This is a genomic window from Microbulbifer sp. ABH2_005, assembly GCF_056160005.1.
Map to the genome: position 1 here is coordinate 3,322,034 of NZ_JBSWWI010000001.1, position 19,554 is coordinate 3,341,587.

Genomic DNA, 19,554 nt, shown 5'->3' on the forward strand with positions numbered 1-19,554 from the left:
TATGTCAGGTAGCAACTAGAAACAACCAACTGTGGAATATTGCACTTTAGAAAATGTGAGACGTGTAAACACCAGCAGACTAATCATCATCTATGGATGGTTCCAAAGCCATACAGGAGGCTATTAAATTTTTTTTACTGAAATTATAACCGGAGAGAAAAGCCATCATGTTCTCCCTCCCTAAAAGTCTACGGGTAATTTCTTTTAAGGAGATTCCTTGTCGCCCCAACTCCTGGGCAGAACACGATAAGTTAAGCAAGTAATCATATTTATCTTGTAGTCGTTTCTTACCGTTTTCGACCATACCCCGATGGGGACACAAGATAAGTTCAAAATTATATTGAAGCACTTTGCGTATGCTTTGCATTAGAATTGGGATGCTCTCATCCTTGCGCAACATCTTCAGATGACTCGCCACATAGAGGTCTGCCGTGAATATCCAGCCCCGATCCTCCATCAAATAGCAGGTCATATCCTTGGCATGCCCCGGAGCCGGGATAGCAATTACCTTCTCACCAGCTATGCGTAAATTCTTAGGCAGCTCTGCAGCTTCTGCGAGTCCCGGTGCCCCCCAAATAAGCCTTTGAAGTGGTGGTATACGGAAACCACGCTTTAAAATTTCTATCGTTGCTTTAGGGGCTCGAGGCTGAACACCTGTCAACTTATAGATTGCTCCAGCATTGCCGCTATGATCTTCATGGTGGTGCGTTAGAAGAAGCTGACGAAAGGGTTTATTTTTCACAAACCACTTGACATATTTCCATTGATTGCTAGGCCCTGCATCAATAATGGTGTCTTTTAATCGATAAACGATAAATGTGGTGTTAATTCCAAAGTCAAACCTGCCAACTCTCTGCGCATCGAGATCTTTGTAATCAAATGAATCGATGACCGACACACAAGCCTCCGTCACCTAAAATCAATAAATTGGGAAGACTAGAGATTTAAGATAGTTATATCTAGTGGTGAAGGGCTAAGTATCTGGGGAACTAGGGGTAAATAGCACGACATCTTAGGAAGAGAAGATAGCGTTCACGCTTATGAGATTAATCCGTCAACTCCATGCGTAGTTTTAGTCCTAGCTTGGAGGTAGCCCCAGTGGTAACCCAAGCAATCTGTCCATTACTCCCCACGATAATCATCGTTGGCGTTACTTTGATCCCCCACTGGCCACTTATACTACCCATAGGGTCATTAATTGTTGGAAACTTTAAATTATGTTGAAGCATATATTCTTTAACCACTCCCTCATCTCCAGACTGCATAGCGACGCTCAAGACCTGATATTCTCGCGCCAGTTCAGATATTTTAGGAGATACTATGCGACAATATGGACACCATGAGCCCCAGAAATAAATAAGCACCGGCCCATGTGTCGTCATATGTTTAAGGTCTATTAAATTCCCATTCAAAGTCTCCCCTTTCAGCGGTGGCGCCAGATCTTCTGGGATGTCCCGTTGCTGATAGTAGGCCACCGCCGCCATTACCAAAATAGCCAGCATGGAAAAGACTATCAGTTTTACCGACATTCGATACCAGTGAATACCCACTGCAGCCTTCACCTATTTTTCACATTCAGACTGAATTAACCTTACAGACCCAATAATTCCTAACGACTTGAAGAGGGCTTCCCTTCTTTATTTAGGTCTTTCTTGGAACCTTCACTTTCATCGAATAAATCGATGATCATATATTCCTGCAATATCTGAGGCAATATTTGCGGTCTCTTAGCGCCTGCAGGATACCAGGCATAGACAGGTATTGAGTTACGCCCTAATGCCGCCAGAGATTCAGTGATCACAGGGTCCTCTCTGGTCCAATCGGCACGAAGTAGTAAAACGCCATTTTCCTGAAACACTTTTAATGTTTTCTCTTTATCGAGTACCCGCTTCTTATTCACTTGGCAGGTTACACACCAAGCTGCGGTATAGTCGACAAACACCGAACGTTTTTCTTGTTGCGCCTGCTTAAGCAACTGTGGATCATACTTCTTCCAGCCCATAGTAATGGGAAGAGACTTCTGCTCTTCTTTCCCTAAAAGCATAAAGCCTACTGGCAAACTAATGATTAGTATTCCCCATGAAATTACCCTGACGATTCCAGAGTAATTACGTATCATCAAGAGAGCAAAAGTTACCAGTAGTACCATTGAGGTACCTAGTAACCAGCCGGTTTCCCCTTCCATACGCCCAAAGACCCAGAGCAACCAAATCACCGTAGCGTAAAGGGGGAAAGCCAATAATTGACGGAGCTTATCCATCCATGGCCCAGGTGATGGAAGGCGATTCATAAGGGCAGGACTAATACAGAGAATCAAGAATGGCGCAGCCAGGCCGATCCCCATGCAAACAAAAATAAGCATGGCTTCTAAGGGAGGTAAAACTGTAGCGGTACCAAGAGCAACCCCCATAAAAGGTCCCGTACAGGGGGCCGCGACAAATACCGCAAGTACGCCTGTAGCAAAGGTACCACCTTGGCTTAGGCCCGCTACCCTAACTAAGTGATGACCAAACTCAAATACCCCATGAAAAGACATAGCCATCACCCAAAACAGTACTATTAGTGCCAATACCACAGATGGTGACTGTAGTTGAAACCCCCAGCCAATTGAGGATCCCCCTGCACGAAGTACCAAGAGAAGAAGGCCAAGTGCTGTAAAGGTAAGAACCACTCCTGCAGAATATAGAAGCCCCTCTCTTAATCTCGAACCACTGCTGTAGCCTCCTCCTATCAACCCAAAAAGCTTGATAGAAAGCACAGGGAAAACACAGGGCATCAAGTTTAGAATGACTCCCCCAGCAAAAGCTGCAAGTATGATCAGCCAAAGTGGACGCCACTTTGCTGCCGGCAAGGGACTGCTAAACGCTACTTCCTCAAACTCCCAGGCGCGATGTCCATCACTCAATACAAAGCTGGCTGCTGCGGGGATTTCCACATCAGTTTGACGCTTAAAAATATAAACGAAGGTGTCACCATCACGTTCCATTATTGGCTTGGCGGATGAAAAAACTTTTCCATTTAAAGGAAAAACCTGTGGCGCACGGCCTTGCGTACGAGCTTCGACCAACAGGCGTATACGGTCTTTTCCTTGCAATGCCAGCGAATCCAGCCTCCAAGGGCTGCTTTCCTGTGGGAGAGGTACTCTTTCCGCAAACTGATTCCGAACTTCCAGATCTTCTAGGGCCCATTTGGACTGCTTTTCAATGGAGCGGGATAAAGTCATGGTGCCGCGACCTGGAATACACTCAATCTTACAGACAAGCCATTCCAGATCTGCCTTCAAAGAGACTTCCTGCGCCCCTGGCTTGGGCTTCAGATCAAAAAGATAGGCAACATTTCCCTTATAACCCAGGTTTGTTAGGTGCTCTACCCTAAGACGAGTGGGAAAAGGCCATTCTATTTTCCCTAGACTTGCGCCCTCGGCGTCTATATCAAAACGAGGTGGTGCACCTGAGTCTCCTGAATTTTGCCAATATACGTGCCAACCTGGATCCACTTCAAAGTAGAAGCCAATTTTTTCTGAAACCTTTTCCTCAAAAATAGAAGGGGCCAACCAACGAATTCGGACATGTTCACCTGAAGCCTGTTCCTGTGCATAAATGCAGGAACCACAACCAAAAGCCAAAATACCAATGACAATTATCAAGACAGACTTGATTTTTAACACACACTTTTCCTTGGGCTTTATGCCTGGAAAATGAATAAATTCATTTATAGATATCCACCAACAATATACTCCCGAATAACTACTTTAGATCAGTAATAGAGTCGTTTATTACCTTCTCATTATTCCCGTATTAACTCTCAGGGGTAGGCGCAGTCTCTCATTCGATAAATACGGCGCCCTCAAGGGTTATCCTGTAATTCTAAATTTTTTTCAGATTCCAAGGAGATTCACAATCTCGATCACACACTTGCCACCGCCCTTAGTACAAAGATGATAGCCTTAGACCAGCCAGATATCGCAATCTCATCCCCACATAAGAGTAGAATACTGATTGATCGGGGAAAGGATATGGGGGAATTATCAAGTTATCTCTAGCTGGATCAGCTCCCTATTCTAGGACACTCTGGCGGTGCGCCCCACCTAGCTTCAGTCGCTTAAAGTATTCCTAATAGAGTTTATAAGATATCTCTCACCTCTCCAGCAGTACTCCTGGATGAAGTAGAAGTAACTTTGATACCGAAGAACCGGGTTCTAAAATTTATCGCGAGAATCCACGAGATTACTTTCTTATTAGATAGGCCTGTACTTTTGTTCTGCGTAGCGCCACTGAAGCTACTGGTAAAAATATCCAGTAAACTGCGCAAAAGCTCCCTCATATACAGCCACTCTATTGGGCGATCCAGGTTTTAAGGCCATATTTAAGACTTCTTTTAGAGCTGGAATGAATCAAAATATTGAAGGGCTCTATGGAATGATAATAGCGATCTGGGGATTGGGAGAGTGATGAATTATGCAGCTTTAACCGCCCAGTCAAAATCTTTTTTGGAAAAAAACGACATCATAAACTTCAAAATTTTTTTACAACTTTCGAAAATGCCTCCCCACGTAAAAACCTAATCTTGACCTGGAGCAGGACACTGTGGGCTTTAAATCAAGAAAACTGACCTGAATTCTTATTTCATAATTTACTTGTTATCTACTTTATAAGTAATACTCCAATAGCAGCTATTCTGTTGATTTTTTCTTCACGCTCAATAATCAGCCACTAATGGTTGCTCCATATTGACAGGCACCAGATTTTCGAGAAAATCCTCAGTAGCCAAATCCCAACAAAAGGTTTTTGCCCTGTCGATACAATCATCCGCTTTACAGGAAAGGGCTCTTTGAATTGCCACCCTTAGATCATTATCCATAGCGCCAACAGGTGCATCACCAATGATATCCCTTGGACCCGTAACTGGATAAGCGGCAATTGGTAGGCCGCAGGCAAGCGCCTCTAGGTTCACTAAGCCGAAAGTATCTGTTAGAGACGGAAATACAAACACATCCGCCCCAGAATAACACTCTGTTAGCTCATCCCCTTCTTTTACGCCCAAATAGATAGCTTCTGAAAATTTTTTCTTTAAAGCACTTAGCTGGGGGCCATCTCCTACCACCACCTTGGTTCCAGGGATGTTGATAGATAAAAACCTATCCAGTGATTTCTCTACAGCAACACGGCCAACGCTTAACAGAATCGGCCTGGGCAAGCCTGCAAATATATCTGTTTTAACAGGGTGGAACTTGTCTAACTCCACTCCCCGACGCCAGCGCACTATCCTGTTGATCCCCAAATCCTTGGCTTCGGCCTCCATACTTGCAGTAGTTACCATCGTTTGTGCTGCTGCCTGATGGAAATTAACTAATAACTTATGCAGCCACTTCACTGGGATTTTATAACGCAGGGAAACATACTCAGACAATCTGGAAAGCCAGGAAGTGGTAAATCTTAACCCCCTTTTTTTGCAATACCTACGCATTGAGATACCAATTGGTCCCTCGGTCATAATATGAATGGCATCAGGGGAGAATTCATCCACAATACGGGCAAGTCGAGATCCGGGGAATATGGCAATTCTAATTTCATGGTACCCTGGCCAAGGGATATATTTAAAGTCATCCACTGACAAGAGCTTAATCTCATGCCCTCGTGCAGATAATTCTTTTATCGTTTTCTCAAGAACCCGCGACACACCATTGAGCTGCTTTGGATAAGTATCCGTAGCAATTAATATTTTCATACCAGAAAACCTTCATCCCTAAAGATAGAAGCGCGCCCCATCACGTATTAATGAATATACTAATACACAGCATATATATGGATCGGCCCCTCTATTTACCACTTTGACAAACAAGGTATTTTTCTTTGATCACATCGACCGGAATACTTTTTTGCCACCTGCTCTACTTCAGTAAGAAGTTCCTCGTTTAGGGTAATTGGTCGCAACCCCATCTCCAGCAACTGATCATTAACAGCCAATAAGTCATTCTCTGCAGATTCTTTTCTTGGGTTATCCACATAGGCTATATCCACCCCCGTTTTGTCTGCTATCAACTTGGCCAAATCCCTGACGCGGTGTATCTCAGTCATCTGATTCAGTATTTTGACTCGATCCCGGTTTTCTGGAGGATGCTCAATAGCCAACTGAATACAGCGACAGGTATCCTGAATGTGAATAAACGCGCGCTTCTGTCCACCAGTCCCATGGACAGTTAGAGGATAGTTAATCGCCGCCTGCATTAGGAAGCGATTTAGTACAGTGCCATAATCCCCATCATAATCAAATCGATTGATAAGATATTGATCTCGGCGAGTTTGAGAGGTTTGAGTTCCCCAAACAATACCCTGGTGTAAATCAGTAATACGCAACCCATCATTTTTATTGTAAAAAGCAAACAACAACTGATCCTGTGCTTTGGTCATATGATAGATAGACCCGGGATTAGATGGGTATAGTATCTCTCTACTCCTACACTCACCATCCTCTTCAACCTGCACCTTAAGATATCCTTCCGGAATCTTCATCCCGGCAGTACCGTATCCATAAACCCCCATAGTACCCAGGTGAACAAGATGTATATCCAATTTACTTTCTACAATTGCGGCAAGAACATCGTTAGTCGCACTCAAATTATTATTAACCGTCAAACGTCTATGACTTGAGGATTTCATTGAATAAGGCGCTGAACGCTGCTCTGCGAAATGCACAATCGCGTCGGGTTTCTCGGTAATCAACAGCTCTAGCAGCTTGCGATATTCTTTACCGATAGTAATTGTAACATGCCGAATATTTCGGCCCGACACATCCTGCCAAACCCTAAGTCTCTCCCCTAAAGGCCGAATCGGGGTCAGAGACTCTACTTCAAGCTCTATATCTGTTTTCCTTCTGGAAAAATCATCAACAATGATAACTTCATAGCCTGCATCAGAAAGATGAAGAGATGTTGGCCACCCACAGAATCCATCCCCGCCAAGAACCAGTACTTTTCTCACCCTGACCCCTTTGATTAGTGACAAAAAAATGACATTGGATCGAGTAAAAATCCCTCTGCAGCAAGTAGCTCGCTGACCTACCTCTCTAGAAGGGACTCCGATCCAAGAGCAAAATCCATTCGCTTATTGGTGAATTCAATCGCTAAGCGTCATCCGAGCTTATGTCCCAGAGAAAGCCAACGATCTCTACTAGAACTATCTCACTGTTTGCAGTACGAAATATATGGCGTCAAAGACAATTAACACGCCAATTGAAGGATTATGGCGCCAATTTAAGTTTTCTCCGCCTTTTAGAGGAGCAAGAGTAGGCCATTCGATAATCTGGAGGTGCCTTGCATCCTCCCCAATGTACCCTGGTTATGCCGCCCAGAAAGCAAAGGTATAAAGAAACATACAATCATTTTTGATTATGCTCTCTTTTAAACTGCGGGAATAACCTATGAAAAGCAAAATAAAAGATGGGGTTACTAACTAGCAGTTTGTGAAACCGGTACTCAATGACAATACCAAAGATAATTAATGTTTCACTTGTTTTCATCCAAGCTGCAATAACCCTTTTTTCATAGTTATTGCCGTCCACGTTTGAATACATAGCCCACGCCAACTCCTAGCAAGATGCATTGAAAAATTGCCTTAGACCTTGCTTCAAAGCTCGAGGCAAACCAAAAACTTAACTCACCCCTTATCTTTATGTCATTTGGACCAGCAGCCCATACTAGTCTGACCACAAGTAGGGATACCTTCGCTCTTAGGTTTCCTGTCACCGAAAAACAACTTTTTGATTTCCGCAAAAAATGGGGAACTTCAAAGACTGAGGTGACAACTAAGACACGTAAGACAAATACAAAAGGCCTGCGCAAATGCGCAGAGGGTTATGGGCAAAAATAGATATTTGGGGTCGTACTTCGGGCATTAGCTCTAACGGAAAGTTAGCCCTCTCTTAAAGCTATCTTTCGGTAAATCTCCCTATTTTTTTGAGCCTAATCCCACTAGTGGTTTTCCACGAGTGGCTTGCAAGGATGCATTTTAGCGTTATTGAGATGCACTTTGTGAGAATGAATAGGTCCTTGCCTAGGTTCTATTTAGCAATTTTTCCTGTGACTGTCTGGGCAGGCACTAAATAGATTGCCGTTATTTCTTCCGGTGCATTTCCATAAAAAATACTGCTCCATCCGCACCCTATTTCGTACCGGGAGATATAGCTGATGATTTCAAAAAGACACTTATTGCCTATTTCCCTGGCAATATCAGCTCTAACATTTACTGCACCACCAGTCCTCGCGGATTTTGGTTCTAAACACGATAAACATCGGGTGCCCAAGAGCGCTAGAAAGGGCCCTCGACCGCCAAGGCAACAACCCTTTGATTTCAGTGCGATCTTTAACACCGTACAAATTCTGGAAGCCGGTGCTGTAGAAATACATCTCGGTGGCCATATTAACCAGGCCGAACTAGAAGCCATGGATCCTATCGAGGCCTATGTTCATGCTTTCGAAGAAGGCGATGAGCTATTTGAGATAAATTACAACGCCCTCGATGGAGTGGGCGTTAATGTCGGTAACGGCAAGCGCTTCACCAGTTTCCCTCGCCCAGATCTCAGGGGCCCAATGGCCTGGGCCAATATTTTGCCTCACCGGGCAACAGGTCCCAACGGCGATTCCTGCATCAGTTGTCACAATGTCCCCGTTGCTGATGGCGGTGGTGGTGTGAACGACAATGTAATCCGAATGGACCCTGAGCGTAAACAGAAAGGCTTCATTGAGCGTAACTCCCCTCACCTGTTCGGCATGGGTGCAGTGCAGCTGGTGGCTGAAGAAATGACCACCGAATTACAAAGCCTAAGGGATCAAGCCGTCGCTGACAGCTGTGCTTCTGGTGAAAGTGCCACCGTGGAGATGGCAGCCAAAGGCGTCAGTTTTGGAGATATCACCGTCTCCTGTGAAAACGTCAACTATGACAATCTCGCCGGTATTGATACTGACCTCATTGTTCGTCCCTTTGAATGGAAAGGCTTAACGGGTTTCGTGCGGGCCTTTGTTCGCGGAGCCGCGCACCAGGAGCTTGGTATGCAGGCCACCGAACTGGTAGGCGATGCTGATAGTGACTTTGACTCCATCACTAATGAGCTGAGTGTCGGGGATATCACCGCATTGACGATCTACAATGCCGCACAACCGCGACCAGTCACCAAGCTTGAGCTGAACAGCGTGATTGACACCCTGAATAAGGAAGAAAAAGAAACCTACGGTTTACCTCTCAGTGAGGCGGACATTGCCAGCATTCAGAATGGTCAGGAAATTTTCTCTTCCATCAGCTGCGCCTCGTGTCACTCCCCCGAGATGGAGGTCGCCTCACCTGTATTTTATGAACCCTCGAAGCACGCCAGCTATCGCGATGAGACCTACCCCGCAGGAAATATTGCCGGACTACCCGCCACTTCACTGCAATTTAACCTGCTAACAGACATTCTCGATAACCCTCAGGAGCTGCCCTCCGGTCAGACGCTGGGACAATTCGAGGAATCTGAAAATGGTGGAGCGATTGTGCGGCTCTATGGCGACCTGAAACGACACGACATGGGCCGGGCCCTTGCAGAGGAGTTCGATGAAGGTAATGTAGGAGCCTCTGTATTCCTCACCGAAAACCTATGGGGAGTAGGCTCCACAGCACCCTATCTGCATGATGGCCGCGCCACCACTATGACAGAAGCTGTTCTCTTTCACGGTGGAGAGGCACAATCCAGTAAGGAGCAATTTGAAGCCCTTAGCGATGCCGAAAAAGCCGATCTGCTGAAATTCCTGGATAACCTGGTGCTCTACTTGGCCCCATAGCGGCCCCATAGCAAGCTTTTACAACTTAGCTCCAGCTGCGGGTCGGCCAATTGGCCCGCCCCGCTGACTATCCAGCCCCAAAGTCTTTACCTTTGATTATAAATTGTGGCGTTGATGCCACTCTGCCAGTGACTCATCTGGATACTCATCAAATTGTTTGTCCTCGGCTCTAACATCCGGCTCTACCCAGGATTTGGCAAAAGCCAACATCACGTGGGTTCGCTCAGGCGGTATGGGCAGTTCAGTATCTATCGCAGAGGCAAATGGGTGGACCAGATCGGGCCAGCGGGGATCCCACAGCCAAAGCGCACTGCCACAGCGAGAACAGAAATGGCGCTGTGCTGGGCTGGTAGTACTGCTACCAGATTCGTCGCGCAATACCGCCTGATATACAGAAATAAACTCCTTCCCCTTAATCGCCAGCGACTGATAATCCCCACCCAGATTCACGGCATAGCCCCCTCCCCCAGCTGTCTTGCGGCAAATCGAACAGTAGCAACGGGTAAATGGGTAGGGTTGTTCACATTGGAGACTAAAGCGCACCGATTGGCAGTGGCAGGAACCATTGAGCTTCACTGTTGAACCTCCCTGTTTTACTGGGCAACGACTTTATTCACTGTATCTAGGCTAGACTGGTAAGCGCTCCCACAACCAAGGGTTATGCCGCCATGACGTCAGAAAAATCCACCAGACACGACAAATGGCAGGCCCAAGAGTATGTAAAGGCCTCCTCCATGCAGTGGCGACAGGCCATGGAAGCCATCCAGCGCTGCAGCTATCAAGGGGCCAGCGCTATTCTCGATGTGGGCTGTGGCGATGGCAGAATCACCCGCTATCTGGCCGAGCGCCTCAAGAATGGCAAAATTATCGGTGTGGACCTCACTGAGGATATGATTCGCCACGCCCGCAAAGCCCACGCAGACATACCCAATCTCGCCTTCGAGCAGATGAGTGCCGATGAAATCCAGTTTGAGAAGCAGTTCGATATTATTTTTTCTTTCAGCTGCCTGCACTGGGTGGCAGATCATAAAAAAGTCTGGGGTGGATTTTACAAATACTTAAAAGAAAATGGGAAAATTGTGGTTGGCTTCCAAGTTGACCACGAAAATTTCTGGGACACGGTGTACGAGTTCCAAAATAGTACTCAGTGGCAACCTTACTTTGAGAATTTTCTCGACCCCTACAATCACTATACGCTGAACGAAATGCGCAATTATATTGAGGAGGCTGGATTTTACCTCCCCAGGATCGACGAAATTCATAATGTGGAAAACTTTGACACCCGAGACACACTCACAGCGTTTTTCTTATCTTGGGTGCCTCAATTTCGGCATCTGCAAAACCCGCAAAGACAAGAATTTTCGCAGCAAGTGATGGATGCCTACTACCAAAAAATACATCCAGTAATGCGCAAACATGCTGGGGTACGGATCAAGCGGTTTATTATAGAAGCTAATAAATAAGTCAGTTTCTGCCTCACAACTGACAAATCATCACACCAAATTCATGCAAGCCAATTATCTACGAATACGCTTCACTCTCTGAGCACTTGGTAAAGTCATAGTATGTAAAAGTAAGAGCCACTTTTTTTTATTTCTTGCAGAGCAAAGAACAGAGTAATAAATTAAAAGCGGACCATACTATCTAAATCAACCTTTAAACAAGAGGCAATTAGGTTCCTTTTACAAAAGTTGTAGCCAGTTAAAACGCTAACTAAGCCCTCTTTTCCCAGTAAGCGCAGAGTGATCTGCTCTAAAGGAAGCCCCTGCTGTTCGAGCTGTTGGGCTTCTGCAGATATATTTAACAAGTACTCATATTTCTGATTCAACTGCTGCCAGCCATCCTCCACCACCCCTCTATGTGGGCAGAGAATCACTTGGAAGGAGTGGTCCAGTACATTTTTAATACTGTTTAACAGGGTGGGAATATCTTCGTCGATACGCAGAAACTTTAAGTAATTGGCGATAAATAAATCCGCACTGAACAACCAGCCGCGTTCTGGCAACAGGTAGCAAGTCATATCTTTGGCATGACCGGGGCTAAACAAAGGTTGCACGTTCTCTGTGCCGATACGTATATCCTCTGGTAGTGGCGCCACTTCGGCTTTTCCGGCAGTTCCCCAAAAAAGTTTTTGCATGGGGGGGATACGAAAGCCCCTTTTTAATATCCCAATAGTTAAGTCCGGAGCAAAAGCCTGCACACCGGTGAGCTTTTGGATGGCACCGGCGTTACCACTGTGATCCTCGTGGTGGTGAGTCAGTAATAACTGCTTTAGCGGCGAAGTTTGAATAAACGGCTTAACATATTTCCATTGGTTGCTGGGGCCAGTATCTATTACCGTGCCATTAAGCCTATACACGACAAAGGTGGTGTTGATCCCCATATTCAGACGACCTACACGAATTGCTTCCAGGCCCTGATAGTTAAATGTTTCTCTTACTGACATGGGGCACTCTCTTACCGGTTTTGGGTATTTTCAGGCAAGTGCTATAAGTCGAGAAATTGCAATTTCCTCGAATGTTGGTGACATATCACTACTATTCACCACAGTATCCAAAGCAAGAAGTCGCTAGCGAGAGAAGAAACCTTTTACTTCTGAGGAAAAAGTCTTCACAAAGACTCCAGTGACACCACCTCAATCCCATTTTCCGTATAACGCCAACACAAATTAAAACCACACAGAGCCATACCATAAATGCGCTGTGGATCACCTTTCTGATAGGCGGGTCTGGGGTCCTGGGCCAGTACCTGTTCAATTAACCTGAGCAGATCTGTGCCCCAGTCATCTTTATAGGCTCTGGCCTGATGAAGAATCTTTTCGGGGATATTTACTGGAGTTAATGCCGGGGCGGCATCGGCAAAGGCACTTTCAGCATGGTGCAGGGCATCCGCATAGGGCACGTAGGGCTTAATATCCAAAACTGGCGTGCCATCCACCAGATCGGCTCCGCCGACAATTAATTCGACTTTTGGCGAGGTTCGCACCTCCAATAATCGTACCACCGAAAGGCCGATATTATTGGGGCGAAAGGGGGAGCGTGTGGCGAGTACACCGAGCTTTTTATTGCCGCCCAGTCGTGGGGGGCGCACCTTGGTGGACCATTGTCCTGCAGCCTGGTGAAACTGAAAGACAACCCAGATATGGCTGTTTTCCTCGAGCCCTGCTACCGCATCCGCTACATTCAGGGGCGGTAGCAGTTCAATACTGGCCCGACTGGCATCGGCGAGCAGTGGTTGCCGGGGAACGCCAAATTTTTCACCAAAGCAAGAGTGCACACGGGCTATGGGCTCAACAACCATGGAAATTCCAGAAAACCAATTTTCAATGATGAGCCCGGCATTTTAAACCAGTTGAAGAGGTTATTTATCCATACCTGCAATACACAGATATTTTATTTCCAGGTAATCCTCGATACCGTATTTGGAACCTTCCCGCCCCTGTCCTGATTCTTTCACACCGCCAAATGGAGCCATCTCATTAGAGATGATGCCTTCATTGACCCCTACCATGCCATATTCCAAAGCTTCTGATACCCGGAAGATCCGGCCGATATCACGGGAGTAAAAATAGGAGGCGAGACCGAACTCAGTATCGTTGGCCATACGAATCACCTCTTCTTCTGTGGAAAACTTGAACAGGGGTGCTACCGGACCAAAGATTTCCTCTTTGAACAGATTCATCTTCTCTGTGGCATCGCCCAATATTATGGGGGCATAAAACTGGTCTCCCATAGAGTCAGGGCCTCCAGACACCAGCGTTTTTGCACCTTTTTGCAGGGCGTCTTCCACCAACTCCTCCACCTTTTCTACCGCCTTGGTGGTTATCATGGGGCCGATATCTGTTCCCTGCTCAAAGCCGTTGCCCATCGTCAATTCATTCACTGCCTTGGCAAATTTTTCTGCAAAGGCCTCATAAACCCCTTCCTGAACAAAGATCCGATTGGCGCAGACACAGGTTTGCCCCGCATTGCGGTACTTGCAGACGATGGCGCCTTTCACTGCTTCATCTAAGTCCGCATCGTCAAAGACAATAAACGGCGCGTTGCCACCCAGCTCCATAGAAGTTTTCTTCATGGTTTCTGCGCACTGGGCCTGCAGCTGCTTGCCCACGGCCGTGGAACCGGTGAAGGTAAACTTACGTACCAGGGGGTTTTTGGTCATCTCGGCACCAATATCCTTGGCCGATGCCCCTGCGACAATACTGAAAATACCGGCAGGGATACCCGCTTCCTCTGCCAATACCGCGAGCGCCAGGGCAGATAGCGGTGTTTCTTGAGCCGGCTTGGCGATAAATGGGCAACCGGCAGCCAGAGCCGGTGCCATCTTGCGGGCAATCATGGCGTTGGGGAAATTCCACGGTGTAATCGAGCAGGTGACCCCTACGGGCTGCTTGATCACTACAATGCGGCGGTCGTTGGCAGGTGGGGCTATGACATCCCCATAAACGCGTTTGGCCTCTTCGGCAAACCACTCGATATAGTTGGCGCCATAGACAATTTCAGTGCGGGCCTCGGAAAGAGGTTTACCCTGTTCGGCGGTGAGAATTCTGGCCAGGTCCTCGGTGTTTTCAATCACCAGGTTGTACCAGCGCCGCAGTAACTTGGCCCGCTCCTTGACGGTAGTGGCAGCCCAATCAGACCAAGCGGCACTGGCCGCCTCAATAGCGCGGCGGGTTTCCGCAGCGCCAAGGTCGGCTACGCTGGCGACCACCTTACCGGTGGCCGGATCTTTGACATCGAAAGTAGCGCCGGAATCGGCATCGATCCACTGGCCATTGATATAGGACTGGGTGCGCAACAGCGCAGGATTTTTAAGCTCCAGCATCGCCATCTCCTTAGGTGTCTTCCCTGATCCCGGTCGGGCCGCGATCAACCGCTAAGGATATTAACCCGTAAAGTCCCCCCCGCAGTGCAACACTAGGGGGGAATTGACGACACTCTGGCTTGCTGGCGGATAAAGCTTTATTTTTTCTTTTTCACAAACTTCATCAGGCGGCGCTTCTTGGCCTTCTGGCGATCACTCAGTTTGTTTTTCCGACCCGCATAAGGGTTGTCCCCAGTGCGGAACTCGATCTTCACCGGTGTTCCGTGCAATTCCAAAGCCTTGCGGAAAGTCTTTTCCAGGTAACGCACATAGTGCCCCGGTACCTGTTCGGTCTGGTTGCCGTGAATCACGATTACGGGCGGGTTCTGACCACCGGCGTGTGCGTAACGCAGTTTGATACGGTGTCCGTGTACCAGAGGTGGTTGGTGCTCACTTACCGCCCACTGCAGGATGCGCGTGAGATGATTGGTGGAAAGCTTATCTGTGGCACTCTGATAGGCAGCCTCGATAGACTCGTACAAATGGCCAACACCAGTGCCGTGCAGCGCGGAGATAAAATGCACATCGGCAAATTCAACAAAGCGCAGACGGCGCTCCAGCTCCGCTTTGACATAGTCGCGGTGCTCCGCCTCCAGGCCATCCCACTTGTTTAACGCAACTACCAGCGCGCGCCCCGCCTGGATCACACTGCCCATCAGGTGCATATCCTGGTCCACCAGACCCTCGCGAGCATCGATCACCAGCACCACCACATTGGCGTCTTCCACCGCCTGCAGGGTTTTGACGATGGAGAACTTCTCCACCGATTCCTTAATGTTCTTGCGTCGGCGGATACCAGCGGTATCGATCAATGTGTAAGGCTTTTCATCGCGCTCGTAATTGATGTAGACACTGTCGCGGGTAGTGCCGGGCTGGTCGTATACCACCACGCGGTCCTCGCCCAGCAGGCGGTTGACCAGGGTAGATTTACCCACGTTGGGGCGCCCGACGATGGCGATCTTGATTCCGGTGGCCTCTTCAGGCTCTTCTTCTGCAGCAGGCTCCGGCAGGTCTTCCACTACGCGCTGCATCAGGCTGCGCACACCGCGACCATGGGTGGCCGTGGTGGGAAACAGTTCACCGATGCCCAGCTCGTAGAAAGGTGCCAGGGCGATATCCGGGTTGACCCCATCGACCTTGTTGGCCACCAAAAAGGTGGGCTTTGAGCGGGTGCGCAGCTGGTCGGCGATCATTTCATCCGCCGGTGTCAGACCATCGCGGCTATCCACCAGGAACAGCACGATATCCGCCTCTTCGATAGCCTGCATGGACTGCTGCGCCATAGCCGCATCGATACCTTCTTCCCCGCCGGTGATACCGCCGGTGTCGACAAGGAGCACCTTGCGTCCGTCGATTTCGGCCTCGCCGTACTTGCGGTCGCGAGTCAGACCGGCGTAGTTGGCCACCAAGGCGTCGCGGCTCTTGGTAAGACGATTAAATAGTGTGGATTTGCCCACGTTGGGGCGCCCGACCAGGGCGATAACTGGCAGCATAGAATTCTGGCTTTAGCCTAATAAATAAATACAAACGCCCGCACAAGGCGGGCGATTTCAATTCACCTGCGAAGCAGGCTCCTTTTGCGGGCTTTGTGCCCCATGGCGGACTGCCTGTCCGCCGCAGCAAACTTGCGTGATTAACCCCGAGCGAGGGTCAGAGCAACCAGCTTGCCGTCGTCAGACAGGACAAACAGCAGGTCACCATCCACCAGCATAGGAATGCGTATCGCGTCATTATCGACCTCTTCTCGGCCGATAAACTGACCGGAATTGGGGTCGAGCACATGCAGGTAACCTTCCAGGTCACCGACAACCACAACATCCTGGAAGTACGCTGGGCCACTCAACTCGCGGCGCAGCAATTCGTTGTTACTCCAGGCAATCTGCCCGGCGCCCACATTGTAAGCGTACACACTACCCGAGGCACCGCTCAGGTAAACATTGCCTCCTCCCACAGCTACCGCGTGATGAGTGGAGGCATCGCGCGCCCAAAGGCCGCGACCATTTTCTTTGGACAGGGCAACAACCCGGCCCTGATAGCTGGCGGCAAACACCAGATCGCCACGCACTACCGGCGAGCCATCGATGTCCACAACTCGCTCCAGTTCGGCGGAGCCCTGCGGTATGGCAACGCGCTGCTCCCAGCGGGGAATGCCATCGCGGGCATCCAAAGCGATCAATTTGCCGTTGTCGAGACCGGCGACCACCAGGCCGCCGCTGATCACCGGCGCCGCGGTGCCGCGTAAAGTCAGTACCGGCAAGGTGGTGTTGTGGCTCCACAGTTCTTCGCCGTTGCTGGCATTGAGACCCACCAGCTTGCCGTCCACGGTTTGCAGGACAACAACCCCGGAGCCAACCGCCGGTGCGGAGACCACTTCACCGGAAACCTGGTACTTCCACAGCTGGGCGCCGTTGTTCAGATCCAGCGCTATTGCGCGACCGCGATAGTCCACTACTACGGCGAGGCCGAGGCCAACACCGACGCCACCGCTCAATTCAATATCCAGGTCGGTTTCCCACTGGGGTCTGCCACTGCTGCGATCGAAGGCGGTCACCTCACCATCGCTACTGGCGGCGACTAGTTTGCCGTCTGCCAACCCAGGTTGCAGCATGGCGTAACGCTTCTCGTCGATACTGCCCACATCTGCCGACCAGACTTCGCGCAGCTGGACGCTAGGGGCGAAATCCACCAGCTCCACCGGCTCGACATCTTCCTTGCTCTCGTTGGAGGCGCAGGCACCCAGGGCTACCGCCAGGGCAACTGCTGCCGTGCGCCCCACAGCGCGATTGAGAAATCCCATCACTCGTCTCCCTCAGGTGCTGGTTCGCTTGGTTTCTGTTCCTGTTCCTCGCCAGAGGCCACCGCCAGGCTTTCCACTTTGAGGCGCAGCAGCTGTGTGCTGCCTGCCTGTTCCGGCAGCAGCTCGGATAAAGCCTGCTCATAGGCACTGCGGGCACCCGCATCATCGCCTTTCTGTCTGAGGATATCGCCGCGGGTCTCGGAATAGAGGGCAGCAAAGGCCGGGGGCACATTGCCCTCGATCAGTTTCAGCGCTTCGTCCGGATTGCCGCGGGCGGCAATCACAGTGGCGAGCCGGCGCTTGGCCAGTAACTCCAGGGCTTCCTCTTTGGTGTTGTCGAGGACCCATTGGAGCTGAGTCTGTGCGGCTTCCAGATCATTCTTGTCGGCGGCGATAGCGGCCAGACGCAGAGAGGCCTGACTGGCATAGATACGGCTGCCGTATTCGTTTTTCAGCTGCTCGGCGAGGGTTTTCGCGGTAGTCAGCTGCTTGTTGTCCGGCTGGCTGTTATTGGCGGAAACCGCTTCAATAAATCCCTGGTACAGGTCGGATGCCGCCTCGGCCTTAGCGCGCTGGTCACCCTGCCACCACTGATAGCCGAAGTAGCCGACCAGAGCCAGGACCACGCCGGTTACAATGCCCCTGCCGTTTTCCGCCCACCAGCGCTTCAGCGTTTCTATTTGTTCTTGTTCGGTAAGATGCTCAGACATTGGGTAAATCGCCTTTCCTGTGGTTTTCTAACTATCCCGGCGGGGGCCTCCGCCACCCTGAGTATTTGAATCAGCTCTGCAGCAATGCCGCCAGCTCTGTGAGCGCTAGGGTCTGTTGCTGTTGGTCGGAGCGCAGATACTTCACTGTAATCTGACCGTTAGCAGCCTCATCCTCGCCGATAATCAGTGCGTAATCGGCACCGCTTTTATCCGCTTTCTTCATTTGGCTCTTAAAGCTACCGCCTCCGCAGTGTGCCTGCAGGCGCAGCCAAGGCAACTCGTCGCGCAATTGCTCGGCGGCGGCCAGGGCGGCTGATTGTACATCACCCACCGCCACCAGGTAGGCATCTACCTGTTGCGCCAGGCTCTCCGGCAGAACTTCAAGGGTTTCCAACATCAGCACCAGGCGCTCGGCACCCAGGCCAAAGCCCACTGCGGGAGTGGATTTTCCACCCATCTGCTCTACCAAGCCATCGTAGCGGCCACCAGCACAGACAGTGCCCTGGGCGCCGAGGCTGTCGGTCACCCACTCGAAAACGGTTTTACCGTAGTAGTCGAGACCACGCACTAACTTAGAGTTGATCTCATATTTCACCCCCGCCGCATCCAGCATTTCGCGCAGTTGGGCGAAGTGGGCGGCGGATTCCTCATCAAGGAAATCCAGTAGACAGGGGGCGTCGGCAAGCAGTTCCTGGGTTTGCGCATTTTTACTATCGAGAATACGCAGGGGATTGCGCTCCAGGCGGCGCTGGCTGTCCTCGTCCAGCTGCTCGCGGTGCTCGCTGAGATAGGCCACCAGGGCCTCGCGGTAAGCCGCACGGCTGTCGGAGTTGCCCAGGCTGTTCAACTGCAGGGTGACGTGATCAGCAATGCCCAGCTGGCGCCACAGGCGCGCGGTCATAATCAGGATTTCTGCATCGATATCCGGCCCTTCGATGCCGAACACTTCCACACCAAACTGGTGGAACTGACGCAGGCGGCCCTTTTGCGGGCGTTCGTAGCGGAACATGGGGCCGAAATACCACAGGCGCTGGGGCTGATTCAGCAGGTTGTTCTGGATCGCTGCACGCACGGTGCCAGCAGTACCCTCCGGACGCAGGGTAACACTGTCCCCGCTCTTGTCCTCAAAGGTGTACATTTCCTTTTCGACAATATCGGTAGCCTCGCCCACGGCGCGACTGAACAGCTGGGTTGCCTCCAGGATGGGCGTGCGGACTTCACTGTAGCCGTAGCGGGCAAAAAGTTCACTGAGAGTGGCTTCCACATACTGCCAAGTCGGTGACTGTTCCGGCAGCAGGTCATTCATGCCGCGAATTGCGCGAAGTTGTTTCAACGCTGTTCCTTAAATTTCTAAATTTCTAAATTTCTTAAAT

At 49.7% G+C, this 19,554-nt stretch carries 15 protein-coding genes; 2 read left to right on the forward strand and 13 right to left on the reverse strand.

All coding sequences use genetic code 11. From position 1 onward, the window contains the following. Positions 1–79 precede the first annotated feature (79 nt). The 5 genes from ACXAFI_RS14490 to ACXAFI_RS14510 all read right to left on the reverse strand — a co-directional run bounded on the left by ACXAFI_RS14490 (position 80) and on the right by ACXAFI_RS14510 (position 6,980). Positions 80–898, reverse strand: coding sequence for an MBL fold metallo-hydrolase (locus ACXAFI_RS14490; RefSeq protein ID WP_475109380.1), 819 nt, complete (start codon positions 896–898; stop codon positions 80–82). A gap of 148 nt (positions 899–1,046) precedes the next feature. Beyond that, positions 1,047–1,529 (reverse strand): protein disulfide oxidoreductase, encoded by a 483-nt coding sequence (locus ACXAFI_RS14495; RefSeq protein WP_152451964.1) that lies wholly within the window; start codon positions 1,527–1,529, stop codon positions 1,047–1,049. Between the two features lie 80 nt (positions 1,530–1,609). Next, on the reverse strand, positions 1,610–3,667 hold the full coding sequence (locus ACXAFI_RS14500) for a protein-disulfide reductase DsbD family protein (protein ID WP_475109381.1): 2,058 nt from the start codon (positions 3,665–3,667) through the stop codon (positions 1,610–1,612). A 1,031-nt stretch (positions 3,668–4,698) separates the two neighbouring features. Further along, positions 4,699–5,727, reverse strand: a complete 1,029-nt coding sequence (locus ACXAFI_RS14505; RefSeq protein ID WP_475109382.1) for a glycosyltransferase family 4 protein — start codon at positions 5,725–5,727, stop codon at positions 4,699–4,701. A 95-nt stretch (positions 5,728–5,822) separates the two neighbouring features. Continuing rightward, positions 5,823–6,980, reverse strand: coding sequence for an NAD-dependent epimerase/dehydratase family protein (locus ACXAFI_RS14510; protein WP_475109383.1), 1,158 nt, complete (start codon positions 6,978–6,980; stop codon positions 5,823–5,825). A 1,205-nt stretch (positions 6,981–8,185) separates the two neighbouring features. Between ACXAFI_RS14510 and ACXAFI_RS14515 the strand changes: the two genes are divergently transcribed. Next, on the forward strand, positions 8,186–9,811 hold the full coding sequence (locus ACXAFI_RS14515; protein WP_475109384.1) for a di-heme oxidoredictase family protein: 1,626 nt from the start codon (positions 8,186–8,188) through the stop codon (positions 9,809–9,811). 96 nt (positions 9,812–9,907) lie between these two features. Here ACXAFI_RS14515 and ACXAFI_RS14520 read toward each other — a convergent pair whose 3' ends face one another. Next, on the reverse strand, positions 9,908–10,387 hold the full coding sequence (locus ACXAFI_RS14520) for a GFA family protein (protein WP_475109385.1): 480 nt from the start codon (positions 10,385–10,387) through the stop codon (positions 9,908–9,910). A gap of 92 nt (positions 10,388–10,479) precedes the next feature. Here ACXAFI_RS14520 and ACXAFI_RS14525 point away from each other — a divergent pair, with 92 nt between their 5' ends. Then, the gene (locus tag ACXAFI_RS14525) at positions 10,480–11,274 is read left to right on the forward strand and encodes a class I SAM-dependent methyltransferase (RefSeq protein ID WP_475109386.1); all 795 of its coding nucleotides are present in this window, start codon (positions 10,480–10,482) and stop codon (positions 11,272–11,274) included. A 161-nt stretch (positions 11,275–11,435) separates the two neighbouring features. Here ACXAFI_RS14525 and ACXAFI_RS14530 read toward each other — a convergent pair whose 3' ends face one another. The 7 genes from ACXAFI_RS14530 to hisS all read right to left on the reverse strand — a co-directional run bounded on the left by ACXAFI_RS14530 (position 11,436) and on the right by hisS (position 19,514). Continuing rightward, the gene (locus ACXAFI_RS14530) at positions 11,436–12,257 is read right to left on the reverse strand and encodes an MBL fold metallo-hydrolase (RefSeq protein WP_475109387.1); all 822 of its coding nucleotides are present in this window, start codon (positions 12,255–12,257) and stop codon (positions 11,436–11,438) included. 164 nt (positions 12,258–12,421) lie between these two features. Continuing rightward, positions 12,422–13,111 (reverse strand): tRNA (N6-threonylcarbamoyladenosine(37)-N6)-methyltransferase TrmO, encoded by a 690-nt coding sequence (gene tsaA / locus ACXAFI_RS14535; RefSeq protein ID WP_475109388.1) that lies wholly within the window; start codon positions 13,109–13,111, stop codon positions 12,422–12,424. Between the two features lie 60 nt (positions 13,112–13,171). After that, on the reverse strand, positions 13,172–14,635 hold the full coding sequence (locus ACXAFI_RS14540) for an NAD-dependent succinate-semialdehyde dehydrogenase (RefSeq protein ID WP_475109389.1): 1,464 nt from the start codon (positions 14,633–14,635) through the stop codon (positions 13,172–13,174). 137 nt (positions 14,636–14,772) lie between these two features. Next, positions 14,773–16,167: a ribosome biogenesis GTPase Der gene (gene der / locus ACXAFI_RS14545; RefSeq protein ID WP_475109390.1), complete on the reverse strand. Its 1,395-nt coding sequence runs from the start codon at positions 16,165–16,167 to the stop codon at positions 14,773–14,775. Positions 16,168–16,307: 140 nt separating this feature from the next. After that, entirely contained in the window at positions 16,308–17,471 is a 1,164-nt protein-coding gene (gene bamB / locus ACXAFI_RS14550; RefSeq protein ID WP_152451941.1) for an outer membrane protein assembly factor BamB, read from the reverse strand. Continuing rightward, positions 17,471–18,181, reverse strand: coding sequence for a YfgM family protein (locus ACXAFI_RS14555; protein ID WP_475109391.1), 711 nt, complete (start codon positions 18,179–18,181; stop codon positions 17,471–17,473). Before ACXAFI_RS14555 ends, bamB begins: the two co-directional genes overlap by 1 nt. 70 nt (positions 18,182–18,251) lie before the next feature. Continuing rightward, positions 18,252–19,514, reverse strand: a complete 1,263-nt coding sequence (hisS, locus tag ACXAFI_RS14560) for a histidine--tRNA ligase (protein ID WP_475109392.1) — start codon at positions 19,512–19,514, stop codon at positions 18,252–18,254. Between the last annotated feature and the right edge of the window lie 40 nt (positions 19,515–19,554).

Coding starts and splice junctions, on each gene's coding strand:
- ACXAFI_RS14495 (WP_152451964.1), bottom strand. CDS start 1,529: ATGTCGGTAAAACTGATAGTCTTTTCCATGCTGGCTATTTTGGTAATG.
- ACXAFI_RS14505 (WP_475109382.1), bottom strand. CDS start 5,727: ATGAAAATATTAATTGCTACGGATACTTATCCAAAGCAGCTCAATGGT.
- ACXAFI_RS14515 (WP_475109384.1), top strand. CDS start 8,186: ATGATTTCAAAAAGACACTTATTGCCTATTTCCCTGGCAATATCAGCT.
- ACXAFI_RS14525 (WP_475109386.1), top strand. CDS start 10,480: ATGACGTCAGAAAAATCCACCAGACACGACAAATGGCAGGCCCAAGAG.
- ACXAFI_RS14530 (WP_475109387.1), bottom strand. CDS start 12,257: ATGTCAGTAAGAGAAACATTTAACTATCAGGGCCTGGAAGCAATTCGT.
- tsaA (WP_475109388.1), bottom strand. CDS start 13,111: ATGGTTGTTGAGCCCATAGCCCGTGTGCACTCTTGCTTTGGTGAAAAA.
- ACXAFI_RS14540 (WP_475109389.1), bottom strand. CDS start 14,635: ATGCTGGAGCTTAAAAATCCTGCGCTGTTGCGCACCCAGTCCTATATC.
- der (WP_475109390.1), bottom strand. CDS start 16,167: ATGCTGCCAGTTATCGCCCTGGTCGGGCGCCCCAACGTGGGCAAATCC.
- bamB (WP_152451941.1), bottom strand. CDS start 17,471: ATGGGATTTCTCAATCGCGCTGTGGGGCGCACGGCAGCAGTTGCCCTG.
- ACXAFI_RS14555 (WP_475109391.1), bottom strand. CDS start 18,181: ATGTCTGAGCATCTTACCGAACAAGAACAAATAGAAACGCTGAAGCGC.